The sequence below is a fragment of the Pseudomonas nicosulfuronedens genome (assembly GCF_005877905.1).
Lineage (GTDB): Bacteria > Pseudomonadota > Gammaproteobacteria > Pseudomonadales > Pseudomonadaceae > Pseudomonas > Pseudomonas nicosulfuronedens.
Genome location: NZ_SWDV01000033.1, coordinates 1 through 12,754 on the forward strand (window position 1 = coordinate 1; position 12,754 = coordinate 12,754).

Annotated in this window: 14 protein-coding genes; 6 read left to right on the top strand and 8 right to left on the bottom strand. The window is 59.6% G+C overall.

Annotated features, from left to right (window positions below; genetic code table 11):
* Nucleotides 1–997: 997 nt before the first annotated feature.
* The 4 genes from FAS41_RS22600 to FAS41_RS22615 all read right to left on the bottom strand — a co-directional run bounded on the left by FAS41_RS22600 (nucleotide 998) and on the right by FAS41_RS22615 (nucleotide 4,088).
* Nucleotides 998–1,855, bottom strand: a complete 858-nt coding sequence (locus FAS41_RS22600) for a helix-turn-helix domain-containing protein (RefSeq protein WP_138525644.1) — start codon at nucleotides 1,853–1,855, stop codon at nucleotides 998–1,000.
* A gap of 166 nt (nucleotides 1,856–2,021) precedes the next feature.
* Nucleotides 2,022–2,279 (bottom strand): hypothetical protein, encoded by a 258-nt coding sequence (locus FAS41_RS22605; RefSeq protein WP_138525645.1) that lies wholly within the window; start codon nucleotides 2,277–2,279, stop codon nucleotides 2,022–2,024.
* A gap of 86 nt (nucleotides 2,280–2,365) precedes the next feature.
* Nucleotides 2,366–3,019, bottom strand: coding sequence for a hydrolase (locus FAS41_RS22610; RefSeq protein ID WP_138525646.1), 654 nt, complete (start codon nucleotides 3,017–3,019; stop codon nucleotides 2,366–2,368).
* Nucleotides 3,020–3,224: 205 nt separating this feature from the next.
* Nucleotides 3,225–4,088: a LysR substrate-binding domain-containing protein gene (locus FAS41_RS22615; protein ID WP_138525647.1), complete on the bottom strand. Its 864-nt coding sequence runs from the start codon at nucleotides 4,086–4,088 to the stop codon at nucleotides 3,225–3,227.
* Nucleotides 4,089–4,226: 138 nt separating this feature from the next.
* On the opposite strand from FAS41_RS22615, the gene FAS41_RS22620 reads away from it, so the two are divergent.
* From FAS41_RS22620 to FAS41_RS22630, 3 genes are read left to right on the top strand one after another with little or no spacing between them, the layout of a single operon-like run.
* The gene (locus tag FAS41_RS22620) at nucleotides 4,227–4,673 is read left to right on the top strand and encodes a putative quinol monooxygenase (RefSeq protein ID WP_218939122.1); all 447 of its coding nucleotides are present in this window, start codon (nucleotides 4,227–4,229) and stop codon (nucleotides 4,671–4,673) included.
* Between the two features lie 40 nt (nucleotides 4,674–4,713).
* Nucleotides 4,714–5,175: an L-alanine exporter AlaE gene (gene alaE / locus FAS41_RS22625; protein ID WP_138525648.1), complete on the top strand. Its 462-nt coding sequence runs from the start codon at nucleotides 4,714–4,716 to the stop codon at nucleotides 5,173–5,175.
* A 55-nt stretch (nucleotides 5,176–5,230) separates the two neighbouring features.
* A complete protein-coding gene (locus tag FAS41_RS22630) occupies nucleotides 5,231–5,497 on the top strand; it encodes a hypothetical protein (RefSeq protein WP_138525649.1) in 267 nt (88 codons plus the stop codon).
* 293 nt (nucleotides 5,498–5,790) lie between these two features.
* On the opposite strand, the gene FAS41_RS22635 is transcribed toward FAS41_RS22630, so the two are convergent.
* Nucleotides 5,791–6,525: a hypothetical protein gene (locus FAS41_RS22635; protein ID WP_138525650.1), complete on the bottom strand. Its 735-nt coding sequence runs from the start codon at nucleotides 6,523–6,525 to the stop codon at nucleotides 5,791–5,793.
* Between the two features lie 315 nt (nucleotides 6,526–6,840).
* Here FAS41_RS22635 and FAS41_RS22640 point away from each other — a divergent pair, with 315 nt between their 5' ends.
* Nucleotides 6,841–7,449 (top strand): TetR/AcrR family transcriptional regulator, encoded by a 609-nt coding sequence (locus FAS41_RS22640; RefSeq protein WP_138525651.1) that lies wholly within the window; start codon nucleotides 6,841–6,843, stop codon nucleotides 7,447–7,449.
* 87 nt (nucleotides 7,450–7,536) lie between these two features.
* Here the strand turns inward: FAS41_RS22640 and FAS41_RS31200 are convergent, their stop codons facing one another.
* The 3 genes from FAS41_RS31200 to FAS41_RS22655 all read right to left on the bottom strand — a co-directional run bounded on the left by FAS41_RS31200 (nucleotide 7,537) and on the right by FAS41_RS22655 (nucleotide 9,918).
* Nucleotides 7,537–7,917, bottom strand: a complete 381-nt coding sequence (locus FAS41_RS31200; protein ID WP_246084921.1) for a hypothetical protein — start codon at nucleotides 7,915–7,917, stop codon at nucleotides 7,537–7,539.
* 4 nt (nucleotides 7,918–7,921) lie between these two features.
* A complete protein-coding gene (locus FAS41_RS22650) occupies nucleotides 7,922–9,022 on the bottom strand; it encodes an MFS transporter (RefSeq protein WP_218939123.1) in 1,101 nt (366 codons plus the stop codon).
* 209 nt (nucleotides 9,023–9,231) lie between these two features.
* The gene (locus FAS41_RS22655) at nucleotides 9,232–9,918 is read right to left on the bottom strand and encodes a DAPG hydrolase family protein (protein WP_138525653.1); all 687 of its coding nucleotides are present in this window, start codon (nucleotides 9,916–9,918) and stop codon (nucleotides 9,232–9,234) included.
* A gap of 267 nt (nucleotides 9,919–10,185) precedes the next feature.
* Here FAS41_RS22655 and FAS41_RS22660 point away from each other — a divergent pair, with 267 nt between their 5' ends.
* Together FAS41_RS22660 and FAS41_RS22665 are read left to right on the top strand one after the other, a co-directional pair.
* Nucleotides 10,186–10,947 carry an IclR family transcriptional regulator gene (locus FAS41_RS22660; RefSeq protein ID WP_138525654.1) on the top strand — a complete coding sequence of 254 codons (762 nt, stop codon included), beginning with the start codon at nucleotides 10,186–10,188 and terminating at the stop codon, nucleotides 10,945–10,947.
* 319 nt (nucleotides 10,948–11,266) lie between these two features.
* Nucleotides 11,267–12,727 (top strand): DUF1254 domain-containing protein, encoded by a 1,461-nt coding sequence (locus FAS41_RS22665; RefSeq protein ID WP_138525655.1) that lies wholly within the window; start codon nucleotides 11,267–11,269, stop codon nucleotides 12,725–12,727.
* Nucleotides 12,728–12,754 lie beyond the last annotated feature (27 nt).

Here is a 12,754-nt window from a genome sequence, read left to right on the forward strand (position 1 = left end):
CACGTATCAATACCTCGCTTCATCTAAGCCATTTGTCGTGCATTAACTATATGCACGTCCACTTCTGGCCGATTGCTGCCGGTAACAGATTCGCCCAGAAGTGGATTTCTTGAATAGGGAAATCAACTCAGTATAAAGAGCGCGCCCCTACAGCTTTGAATTCCGAGACCATAAGTCAAGATCGCTACCGCAGGCGGCAACTATATAGTTGCCACACCATGAAAATCCGTACGCCCTTAGATGTTCGACGTAAATTATCCTGCATTCCGTTTGATGGCCTGGTACGAGTGGGCTTTTGAATGACTTGCTGAGAATGAGGTTGCTTTCAGGCCAATTTGGATGCACCACCTCCAAGCAGTCCCCGGCGCTATTGCCAAGCGGTAAGCCGCCTCCAGAAATTCCACCAAGCGGTACCAGTTCATCTGCAGTCACTCCGATTCCCTGGCAATGCAGTCCTACCTTGCTTAACCCTGCGTAGGCTTCGTAATCGCGCGCTATTTTCTCGCCAGTCTCGCAGTCAATTAGGCCTCGCCCAGCGCTCGACACCACTAATAGGTACGGGCCGAGCTGAGAAAACCCTACAGACTCCAGCCCTCCAACTGCCATTGTCGTGACATGAGTCCATCCCTCAGGCTCCTTTTCAAAAGAAACCTGATCAATGAGCTGTATGAGCCGCTTCCGATTTTCTTCTTTGTATGTGTTCATTTTTTCGGATCGAGAACTAGAAAAAATTAAGCTGATTGTAAAGGTTTGCGGGTTGAAGTTTCACCGTCCGCTCCTGGCCGATACCCGCCCCTGGCAGGAGGCCGCATCCTGCGGGAGGTTGAGCGCCAGAGCGCGGACCATCACGGCAGGATCATGGTGGATACCCAGTGCCAATGATGCACATGCCGCGAGTGTTACCTCGTGGTGGGGGCAGAATCGGCCTCATCCATTTGAGTCCGTCTCCGGGAAGGGCAAAACCGTTGCGTCGGTTATCGCGTAGCGTCTGTGTCGGCTATTGGTCAGTCGGGCAATCACGCGCGAAACGACTGGCACGCCGCCAGCGTGCTGGCGGTGATCCCGTTACACGCTGGAAAACTCGTGACATGTGCGACTGGTCGGCGAAGCCGCAGTCCTGGCTGATCCGGGCCAGCTCCAGGTCGGAATGCAGTAGCAGTTCCTTGGCCTTGTCCACGCGCATCTGCAGGCGCCAGTCCTGGGGATTGACCCCCGTGCTCTGGCGAAAAGCCCGGCTGAAGTGGCTGCGCGACAGGGAACACTCCCGCGCCAACTGCTCCAGCGAAAGACCGTCGGTCAGGTGGTGTGCCAGCAGTTCCTTGGCCCGGCGCAACTGCCAGGGTGTCAGGCCCGTGTGGCCTCTCGTGGGCTGGCTGGCGTTGCCGTAGCGAGGGCCGATGTGCAGGGCCAGGGCGAGCATGACCTGGTCGATGAATAGCCGGTTGCCCTCGGCCGGCCGCTCCAGCGTTGGTAGCAGGGCCTGGGCCAGGTGATAGATCACCGGGTCGAGGATGTCCTGGGCACTGTTCAGGTTCGCGTGGCCGCGGATGCCTTCCTCGCGGAACAACTCATCCAGGCTGCTGCGCGGCAGGCCCAGGCGCACATTGTCATAGGCCGCCATATGCTGGCAGCGCAACTCCGCGCCCAGGTTGGCGATGGAGCTGCTTCCCTGGCGGTGCCCGCCGTTGTAGGCGAGCTGGCTACCGCGCCACAAACGGTGTGCGGGGAAGTCCTGCAGTTGCACGATGATGGCGAAACCATCGCTGCCGGGAATCTCAAGCACTTGCTGTGGGTCCGGCGCAAGGTTGCGGTTGCGCTGGATGGAGTAGGACTGGGACGCGGGAGGTGGGGACATCGAGAGATTCGCTCCGGCAAGCTCTGCTGGTGGGGCCGAGGGCAAGGATAGTGGGTTCGCCGGCGCACGGGCTGGCGGGGAGATGAGCGGGCTCGGAGCCTACGGGCGGTTACAGAAGGCGAAGCCGAACAACCCAGGGCGCTCCAGAGGCCCTGGAAGCCACTCATCAGCCTGCCCGAGCGCCGCTCTGGCTCGTGACTGTGGCCTTGCGCGGCTCAGACGCCTGCGCATTGGAGAACAGCACTCCGCGGCTGAGCCTGCAGTCGCTGGAGAACCTGGCCATCGGCGACAAGTCCGGCGGCAGCGCAATCGCCACTGGCGCCTGGCGTTCAAAGCTGCCGCTGTCGGACACCCAGTGGCTGTCCAGTACGGTCAGCTCGCGCAAGAGGGTTTTACAGGCGATGACACTGTTGGAGCGCGCCATGGCGGACGACCAGAAGGAGCAGCTGAGGGGTGAGGGGGCTTACTTCCGGAAAGTGGGAGCCGCCCCCGGGTGAGTGCAGGCGGCCGTCAGTGGCCTTCGCTGGCGTTGAACATGGACTTGGCGTAGATCAGGCCCAGGCCGTAGGCGCCGCCGTTCTCGATGGCGGTCTTGACGGTCTGGTTGTAGGTTTCGCCGCGAGCCCAGTCACGCTGCAGCTCCAGCAGGTATTGCACGGAGGTCATGGGACGGGCGCCCAGTTGGATCATTCGTTGCATCGCCATCTCGTGGGCTTCGGTGGAGACGTCGCCGCAGGCGTCGGCGATCACGTAGACCTCGAAGCCCTGGTCAATGGCCGACAGGGCTGGGCCGACGATGCACACGGAGGTCCAGAGGCCGGCGAGGACGATCTTCTGCTTGCCGAACCTGTTCACTTCCACGGCGATGCGCGGGTCTTCCCAGGTGTTCATGCTGGTGCGGTCGATGACGTTGTGGTCGGGGAAGACCGACTTGATCTCGTCGAACATCGGGCCGGAGAAACTCTTCTCGGCGACGGTGGTGAGGATGGTGGAGACGCCGAATTCCTTGGCCGCCTTGGACACCAGGGCTGCGTTGTTGCGCAGGGTCACTGCGTCGATGGACTGGGTGGCGAAAGCCATCTGCGACTGGTGGTCGATCATGATCAGGGTGTGATCGGAGGGGTTGAGCAGGGTCTTGCCAGGGGCGGCATGTGCAACGGCCATCGATAGGCTCCTGTTAGTCGGTAACAGCTGCCAGTGTGCGTACTGGATCGACGCGCATATTGGATCGTTGCGATTTTTTTGAACGCTTGTGTTTTGCCCGATGGGTTCAGGTTTGCGCGGATCTGCCATTTCGAACCATCCCGGCAGTCGGTTGGATGTCCGCGATGGTTCGTGGCTCGGGTCAAGTTGCTGAAGCAGCAGGCCGTCACGGTGATTGATGCGCGAACTCATAGCGTAACCACGACAGTACGCGTTGCGCCGATCTTGAGAGCTGGCCGCTGCGCTCAATCAAATGGAACGCTCGTCCGGAGCGGAGTCGATGGTCGGTCAGGCCCACCAGGCGCCCTTGTTCGATCAATGGCGTAACCAACGGTTCTATGCCGATGGCAACGCCATCCCCGCGCATGGCGCGCTCGTAGAGCAGCGCGGAGTCGACAGGGCGGATGCGGACCTCCTCCTTTTCAAGCTGATGTGCGTTCAGCCACTCCGCCCAGAATTCCGGACGATGGTTCGGTCCCAGTAAACGGTGTCGCAGAAGATCCGCAGTGTCGGTTATGTCGCTGATGTGATCCGGGCTCCAGACAGGGTAGAGGTGAATCGCGAGTGCAGGGCCTGTGGGAGCGGTTGCTGCCTTCGATAGCCGGATGACCGCATCCAGATTCCGGGCATCGAGGTCTTCCAGAACCGCTGAGGTCTGAACGTCGACTTCAATATCGGTGTTCTCGCGTTCAAAGCGACTGAGGCGGGGAAGTAGCCAGCGTGTGGCGAAGGTGGGAATTGTCGACAGTCGCACGACATGATCATGCTCACCTCTGGCGTCACGGCTGGCATGCCGAAGTTCCGCGAGTGCGGGGGCGACTCGGGCCAGAAAAGCCTCGCCCGCCGGGGTCACAACCACCCCCCGGGGCACTCGGTCGAAGAGGCGCACCTCCAGGTCCGACTCCAGTTGTGCAATGCGTCGGCTCAGCGCCGGTACCGACATAGCCATTTCGTCACCCGCCGCCGCAAGGCTGCCGAGGCGGGCGACGGCCAGGGCCGCCTCAAGAGACCTGAGCGAGGGTAGCCGCATGCTGGGAACCTCCTGTATCCATCGCTGAACCTTTCACTTTCCGAAAGGCACTTGTCGAGATCGCAATTGTTCTCCGTTGACGACGAACAGAGACTCCTGGTGATCAGGAACACGAATCTGCACTTGGAGGATAAGGCAATGTCAGACCCTAAAGCTCCCTGCTTCCCCGGAGAAAGCCTCGTCACATCACCGGGCCTGGTTCGGGGCAACGAGTATTCCAGCGGCGGCCAGCTCCATCGAGGTGTCGAAGTGCTTGGTGAGAATGGCGACGAAGGGCCAAAGGCTTTCTACATCCACATCGAGGCGCGTCCAGGCAAAGAGGAAGCCGTTATCCAGATGCTGCGTGACATCCATGGATGCGTACTTGGTGAGCCCGCGACAGGGCCCTGGTTTGGTGTCCGTTATTCAGCGACTACCTTCGGCATATTCGAGGCATTCCCGAGTATTGCGGGGCGCGACGCGCATGTTGCCGGGGGCGGTGGGGACATTTTCCGCGACAGGTCCCGGATGAACGAGATTCTTGCCTATCCAGCCCAGGTGCATCGGGTTGATGTGCTGTTGGTCAAGGACCTGTTTGCCGGATAGGTGACTCGCAGCTTGGCAAGACCGGAACAGGAGGGGTGACTTGCTTCAACGCTCGCCATGGCAAAAGCGTCAAACCGCATTCATTGCCGACACCACTGCGCTGATCCTGTTTTTCACCACCACCGGGATCATCAATGAACGATTCCTTGCCGGCATGGCGTGGGACCAGGTGCTTCACGCCCGGATCCTGGGGGCGCTGCTGATGGTTCCCGTCGCGAGGCCATACGGACTATGGAGGGATTGGGTGATGAAGCGAGCCACTGATCGCCGGATGTCCAGATTGTTGTGGGACAGTCTCGCTCTGCTGAGTTTCCAGGTGCCGATCTATGCGGCAATCATCGCCAGTAGTGGTGCTTCAGGGGCGGGCCTGTTGCGAGGCACGCTCGGCGCAGCCGTGATGATGCTCGTTCTGGGCCGGCCTTATGGCGCCTTTCTCAACGGGGTGCGCAAGCTCTTTGGGGTGCCGGCTGGCGGCGATAAACCCATGTCGCTGAACAGTTGACCAGTCGCCATCAACTGCAGCGGCCAATCATTCGGGCGCCCAAGGAAAAACAACGATGAAGGCAGCCTTCTACCAGGTACAGGGCAGCACCCGGGACGTACTCGAGGTAGGGGAGGTTGCTGAACCTGTCCCGGGCAGGGGGGGAGTGCGAAGACGCGTTGTCGTCTTGGGGCTGAATCCGAGTGACATCAAGGCAGCAGCCTATGTGCCCGAAGTCGGGACGAGGGTGCGCCTGGATCAGATTGTCGACGCCCAAAAGGCAATGGAGTCCGCTGCGGTGATCGGCAAAATCCTTGTCGAGGTCACGAGCGACGCTCGGTGAGGACTTGTCTGCTGACGCAGAAAGGCGATTCGCTGTAGCGAGAAATCGGCTGGGCGCGGAGTGCAGCGCTCGGTGCGCTATTGAGTTGGCATCGCTCCGATGTTCGTTATGGACCGATGGCTGTCCCTGGCGCGAGGCCGCTATCGAACCATAGCGGACACTCACGAAGCCTTAACCCGCCATGTCGCGCCGCCGCCGAGAATGTGCAGGGCGGTGTTGTGGTAGGCGCCGGAAAGTGTATGGCCGGTAGTCAGTTTCAGGGGGCCTTGGCTAGTTCTGCTGACTCAAGGAGGTCAGGAAGATCGTGAGGCAAAAGCAGCCTCAATCCAGTTTGAGAATTCACCTGCGAGATGCCAACGATGCGTGGAAACAGCTCCCGGCATAATCATCATCGGGAACTCGACCAGCAGTTTGGCCCGAAAGCCAAAACCTTCGTCTCTGAACTGATGGCGTACCCCACCGAGAGCGAGGCCATCTTCTGATCTGGCCACGCCAGCTGCTTGATAGGGATAGCGAGAGTCGGGCGATGAGCGAAGGCTGGAGAGATCCAGGTAATCAATCATGAACTTACCCACTAGCGGTGATCCGCCAGTAGTTTCGATTACCTCTTGGGCGCCATCGGCATTCTTTTGAATCACGTAGTGATCGGGAGAGGCGGCTAGCATCGTGGTCTCGTCATTGAGTTCATTTCGCTGGATAAACCAATCAACGAACTCCCTTGCTGAGCCACGATCCACCAGCAGTTCGGTAACGCTATAGCGACGAAAGCCGCACGAAATACGAGCGACGAAATTCGCTACAGGCTGAGACAAGGCCAGCTCATTCTGAAGCAGCCGCCGAATGCCGTCCGACCCCAGCATGAGTTTTCGATCCAGCACCTGCTGATTAAGGGTCTTCAGGTCTTCATTACCCAAAGGCTGCCCCCCCAGTTTCTTGAGCACGACCAAAGCCCTGCGGCGCTCCCACTCCATCACCTGCTGGCGAGATATCTCGCGCCCACCGATAAACGTTCTGATGTGGATAGCCATGTTCACCTGCTCTGCTTTGTCTAGTACGACTCTGGGCAGTCGTGCCCCACGGCCCTTGGGCGCGAGATAGTGGCGTCGCCTGTTGCTGCCAATAAAGCAACTCTAGTTGCGTTTAATGAGCATGTAAACTACTAGCATCAGGACTGCTGGCTGCCGGCAAAGGCCAGCGGTCAGAAATGGATGCATTGAGGGACATGGCAGCGGCCTGCTACCTGCCACACACTCTGGAGATCGGGCAGCCCAACCGCGCTTTTTCTAGCTAGCTGCTAATGCAACAATCGTTGCCATAAAGCAAAGCTCAGCAAGGGGATATGGATGAGCAGCGTTGAGCAGGTAGAAGGCGAGGGCAAACGCAAGCGTCCCGGAGGTCGGGCAACTGGTGTGGTTTCAGCTGTCTACGCCGCTACGCTGGAGATCCTTGAGGAGGGTGGATATGAGCGCCTGGAGCTGCCTCTGGTAGCTGCTCGAGCAGGGGTGAACAAGACCACGGTCTACCGTCGCTGGCCGACTAAAGCGGAGCTTGTTCGCGATATTTGCTTGCTCCGCATGCAGGAAGATGTGCCGCTGCCAGACACAGGCACCCTGCATGGTGATTTGAGCTCGCTGCTCCTCTCGATACAAATAGCACTAGCATCGCCACTGATATCGGGCCTCATCCAGTCGATCATCACCCAAGGCAGGAAGACAGAGGCTATGGAACGCATGCGTGCTCAATTCTGGTCTGAGCGCTATGCCTTAAGTGGCCTACTCGTCGAGCGCGCAGTTGAGCGTGGTGAGCTGCCGGCTGGAACGAACTCACGGCAGTTTCTGGAGCTTGCTTGCTCACCATTATTCTTTCGTGGAGTGATAACGGGGGAGCTGTTTGCGAAAGACGAGATCATCGAAATCGCACGTCGTACCATCCTGGCATTCAAGTCTCCGTGACGCCCCGAAGCCGTACTTTGAGCGTCTGCTAATGGCCGATGACTGCCCCTGGCAAGAGGCGGTTACCGACCCATAGCGGACGCTCGCTCAATGGGCGCTGCGATGTATCAGCCAGGTAATGAACGCTACCAACGGGGCGAACAGAATCAAAGCACCGACAACGACTGCCCAACCCCAGGCAAAGCCGTTTTCTCCCCTGAACCGGCCACCGCTCAGTAAGCGCAGTACTCGGACACCAATGCGGTGTGCAAGATGGTTGAGTATGAAGTCTTCGAGGAAGTCCATCTGGTCTCCGGGTTCGCGATTTCCAAGTGGGCGAATGGAGTAAAGCTCAGCTTTCAGCTGGTCGGTGGCAGCCGTCCGCTTCTGGCCGAGAACTGCACTGACCAGGCGCCGCTCTTTTGTCGGCGCCTGATTGGGGTGAAAGCTGGCAGAACGGGTTCGCTTCAACAATTGAGGCGGTTTCACCTGACTAGGCTCTTCGATGCTGACAGTGCCGCACCGCAAGGCTGACAGCGGTAATCACCGCGAGAAATGCCGCTACGCCATAGAGAGCCTTGCCACCGCCTGGAGCGAGCTCCAGAAGGGAGGAAAGAAACTGTCCTAGGAATATGGCCATCGACAGGTAGGCCAGCATGTGGCCCCGTTCGCGCTCGTGGGTCAGCTCAATCGTCATGTGGTTGACGAGCGGGATGGAGAGGCCGAACCCGCATCCGAGTGACACACCAGCAAGGACATAGAGTTCCAGGGTGTCGCTCAGCAGGAACAGCAGGTGAGCAATGCCGTAGAAGATGAAGGCGCGAACCAGGGTGGCGACTTCTCCGTACCGAGCCGAAGAATGCGGCATGACCGCTGCCGCTCCTACGGCGACGAGCGATACGAACGACAGGAAGTAGCCCACGCCAGCTTCATTCAAGCCGATAGTGTGGAGCTGTTTCGGCAGGCTGATGATCGCACTGAAGAATACGATCATGGATATTGCAGCGGCCGTGTATACCGTCCACAGGGCGGCTGAAATACGCGGCGTTGTCTGGCTGCTGCGCATATCGTCGGTTGCGAGGGGCGAGGGCACGCTGAACTCGACTCCCACCAGCAGTACCCAGGCTAGGAGGTACAGCAGAAATGGATACTGCCATCCAGCTGTGGCAAGCAGTCCGCCCACAAACAGAAAAATCACGCCACCCAACTCGATGGACATCCCTTGCCTGGCGATCATGCTCAAACGCTGATGGCCGCTGTAGAACAGCGAGATCAGCCCCGTCCCTGAAGCCATGATCAGAGCGGTTGCACCACCGAGCAGGAGTCGGTCTGCCAGCAGTACCCATGGCGAGTGCAGGAATATGCCAGCGACACCCAGCGCGCCATAGGCGAGCAGGCCGATCCGCAGGCCATTCCTCAAGCCTGTCTTCCCGAGGAGCCTGGCCATGATCGGGCCGAACAGAACGACCCCCAGAGACGGGACGGTCACCAGCCAGCTGGCCAGGCCTTCTGCTCCCAGGGCACGGCTGATACTCGTCAGACCCGGCACTATCACGCAGCCCACCATGATGGTGAGGCAGGCGACCGCCAGCAATACATACCCTCCGAAGCGGCTTATGTGGGGCATCGCAGTGTTACCACTCTGTAGATGAATTTCATTAGGACCAGGCGAGCACCGGCCTGGCTCCTGATGTTCAGGGCCCGTGAATCTGCTGCTCTGGAGCCGATTTGTGTCCGTGGATACAGGTCGCCTTTCGGGACAGTGCAACCTGCAGGGCATTGAGAAAGTGCAGCCCGGTATGCCTACCAGGGGGCTCTGATCTCCAGGGCGTCGCGGTGGGTGCCGATGTACAGTGACCGGAGGAAGCGCGACAGGAACACGAACTCGTTGTAGCAATGCATGAGCAAGGCCTCGGCGAATGCGTCGGGGAACAATTCCTCGATTTCTGCCGCAGACATCCCCGCGGCTACCAGGTCTTGTCCCATGTAGAAGTGGCTGCGCAGCACCAGTCCCCATTCGGTATCACGGCCCATATGGAGCAGTCGTCCACCGAGGATTTCCCCCTGCGGGCCTCGTGCCGGATCAGGGTCAAGACCCACACGACCGCAGACGGCTGCACTGATGCGTTGCTCCTTTCTGGCAAGGTCATAGTCAGCGGATTGGAAGAACTCGGCCGGGTCGCGGAACTGAATGGCCAGGCGCTGGGAGGGTAATCCGGTGAAGAATTCTTCGGCATGGTGAATCGAGCCGATGTGGGTGCCTTCCACCGCTTCGCTCCACTTGCTGGAAACGTGGTCGATGGGATGCCACCAGGTATAGCGCTCGGTGTCCGGGCGGGAGCGGAACCACCATTCGAACATCTCGCCGGTGCAGTTGTGCATGTCGGTACGGCAGGCGATGTGGACAACGCCATCGTCAAAACGCTCGTAGCCCATCTCCAGTTTTAGCGGGGCGGGCTGCAGCAGAGGTGCTACTTCATGCAGTTTCATCAGTCATTCCTCGGGTAGAGAGTCGCGGATGTTTTACCGATTCTGTTGTTCAGGCGCGGCTGCACAGGGGAGAGCACCTGTTGGATTGGCGTCCGACCGAGGCTCTGGGAGAAAATCCTCCAGAGCTTCAGGCGGAGCCAGCCGGGCTCGTCTGGCCATAGAAGTTCGAAACATCATTTCGTTCCATTCAGTGATACGACTGTATCATCTAATGGTACGGTGCAGAGTCTCGCAGTGAGTTTTCCTGGTGTCAAGGGAGGGAGAGAAGTGTCCGATCAATCGACAGCGGATCTTGGCGGCAAGCAGGTGGTTGCCCGGGCTGTAGCGGTTCTGGAGGCCCTCGAGGGGCAGACGTCGGGGCTGAGTCTGGGAGAGATCGCAAAGCGCGCAGGGTTGCCGAAAAGCACGGTCCAGCGACTGGTGGGGGCGCTTGAAGCGCAGGGGTTCGTGGTTTCTGGCGCGGCAGGGGTTCGTCTCGGACCGGCTATCACGCGCCTGGCCGCATCCATTCATACGGATGTGGTGGCGATTGCGGCTCCTTTCGTGGATTCGGCGTCAAAGCGATTGCGCGAGACCGTGGACCTGTCGGTATATCGCGGCGCTCACGCCTTGTCGGTCTACCAGCACTCCTCGGACCGAGAGCTGCGGGTCGTCTCGGCGGTCGGCGCGGCGTTTCCCATTCACGCCACCGCTCATGGGAAGGCGATGCTCGGTGCGATGGACGATGGGCAGGTTGGCAGCCTGCTTGACCATGCGCTCGATGCTTGCACCGAGCACACCATCACCGACATGCCGCGCTTGATGGAAGAACTGACAGTCATACGGAGCAGCGGGGGAGTAGCCCTGGATCGACAGGAGCACGCGGAAGGGGTCTGCGGCCTCGGTGTTGTACTGGTGTGTGGAACCGACGAAATGTATGCGATCTCGGTTGCGGTGCCCTCTGTGAGGTTTGAACGAAGCCTCGCAGAAATCAAAGTCGCGTTGCTCAAATGCAAGGCTGAAATTGAAGAGCAGTTCAGCAGGCGGTGACTCGCCACCGGGCTGGCTCGCCGTTTCGCGCGGGATTCTTTAGCGCTTGCCAGCCATGCTCGGAGGTGTTGTGCAGCGGGAGCCGTTGATAGCCGGCGGCAGCAGATTCTGCCGGCTTTTCCGAGTCGAAGGCTGTCGTCTGCAGGAGTCCGCTTTCGCTCCAGGCGGACTATCGAAAGCACTTGCTTGTGGAGCTCCAGACGCGATCTAGACTCCGTAATCCATGGAGCCCGGAATGTTGAGCGTGTGCGTCATTCGAACGCCACCGCAGTTCACAGGTTCGCCTCCTTAGCGCATTCACAACGCAAGGAAGTCGACGATGCCGCACCCGCTGAAACTGCTTTCCATCGCCGCCCTGGGCATTTCCATCGGCGTGCCGGTGGTTCATGCCGTCGAGCAGTCCGCCGTCGCGCAGATTACGCAACCCGCCACGGGCGTTGTAATGCATCCCGAGTACGCCAAAGCCATTGCACGCATGGCGTACCTCTGGGGCTGGCCGATGGTGAACATGCTCAACCGCAACGACACCATTACCCAGGCGCCTCATCCGGGTCTGCTGGGTGGCATCCTGCCGGTGGCCCCGCGTGGTCAGTTGGGCATGCTGCACGACTACATCACACCGGCAGAAACCTTCGTCACCTGCCCAAACCAGGATGTGGTCTACGGGCTGGGTTTCTTTTCCCTGGACGAGGAGCCGGTGATTATCCAGGTGCCGGATTTCGGCGATCGCTTCTGGGTCTACTCGATCTATGACCAGCGCACCGAACAGGTCGGAGAACTGGGCAAACCCTATGGCAGCAAGCCCGGCTTCTACCTGCTGGTGGGGCCGAACTGGAAGGGCGACAAGCCCAATGGCGTGGAGGCCATCATCCGCAGTCCCACGGCGCTGACCAATGCCATCCCGCGTATCTTCATGGACGACACCGTCGAGGACCGCGCGGCGATCCAGGAGAAGCTCAATCAGATCGCCTTCTACCCGTTGAAAGACTTCGACGGGAAGATGAAGAGCATCAACTGGAAGAACACCCCGGACATCCCCAACCCGAAGGCAGCCAAGGCCAGTGGTGGGGAAACCAAGTGGGTGATCCCGGAGAAGTTCTTCGACCAGTTCCCCAAAGTGCTGGAGATGGTGCCGCCACTACCGGGTGAAGAAGCCCTCTACGGCCAGTTCCGTCTGCTGATGGACGCCGCTGCCAAGGACCCGGAGCTGAAGAAAGTGCTGGTGCAGACGGCGGTGGAGAGTGAAAAGGAAATCATCAAGCCGTTCTTCGAGTGGAAACACAACGGGCGCCCGGCGGGCAACGGCTGGAATCGCTCGACCAACAACGCGCAGTTCGGCGTCGATTACTTCAACCGCACCGGTACGGCGAAGTCGAACATGTTCGACAATCGTCCCACCGAGACCCAGTACTTCTACACCGACTTCGACAAGACCGGCGCTCCGCTCAATGGTGCACACAGCTACGAAGTGACCTTCGCCGCCGGTCAGGAGCCCCCGGTGAACGGCTTCTGGTCTCTGACGCTGTACAACGAAAAGCACCTGTTCAGCACCAACAAGCTCAATCGCTACTCCCTGGGCACCAAGAACAAGAACCTCAAGCGCAATGCCGACGGTTCGCTGACGATCCATATCGGCCCGATATCGCCCGGCAAGGACCAGGAGAGCAACTGGTTGCCCTCGCCCAGGGAGCCGATCTCGCTGTACATCCGCTCGTACTGGGGCAAGGCACCGATCCTCGATGGCAGCTGGCAACCGCCGGTCATCAAGAAGATCAAGTAAGCCTTCCGCTGCAATGCTCCCCGGCGG

Coding starts and splice junctions, on each gene's coding strand:
- FAS41_RS22600 (WP_138525644.1), bottom strand. CDS start 1,855: ATGTCCCCACCTCCCGCGTCCCAGTCCTACTCCATCCAGCGCAACCGC.
- FAS41_RS22605 (WP_138525645.1), bottom strand. CDS start 2,279: ATGGCGCGCTCCAACAGTGTCATCGCCTGTAAAACCCTCTTGCGCGAG.
- FAS41_RS22610 (WP_138525646.1), bottom strand. CDS start 3,019: ATGGCCGTTGCACATGCCGCCCCTGGCAAGACCCTGCTCAACCCCTCC.
- FAS41_RS22615 (WP_138525647.1), bottom strand. CDS start 4,088: ATGCGGCTACCCTCGCTCAGGTCTCTTGAGGCGGCCCTGGCCGTCGCC.
- FAS41_RS22620 (WP_218939122.1), top strand. CDS start 4,227: ATGTCAGACCCTAAAGCTCCCTGCTTCCCCGGAGAAAGCCTCGTCACA.
- FAS41_RS22630 (WP_138525649.1), top strand. CDS start 5,231: ATGAAGGCAGCCTTCTACCAGGTACAGGGCAGCACCCGGGACGTACTC.
- FAS41_RS22635 (WP_138525650.1), bottom strand. CDS start 6,525: ATGGCTATCCACATCAGAACGTTTATCGGTGGGCGCGAGATATCTCGC.
- FAS41_RS22640 (WP_138525651.1), top strand. CDS start 6,841: ATGAGCAGCGTTGAGCAGGTAGAAGGCGAGGGCAAACGCAAGCGTCCC.
- FAS41_RS22655 (WP_138525653.1), bottom strand. CDS start 9,918: ATGAAACTGCATGAAGTAGCACCTCTGCTGCAGCCCGCCCCGCTAAAA.
- FAS41_RS22665 (WP_138525655.1), top strand. CDS start 11,267: ATGCCGCACCCGCTGAAACTGCTTTCCATCGCCGCCCTGGGCATTTCC.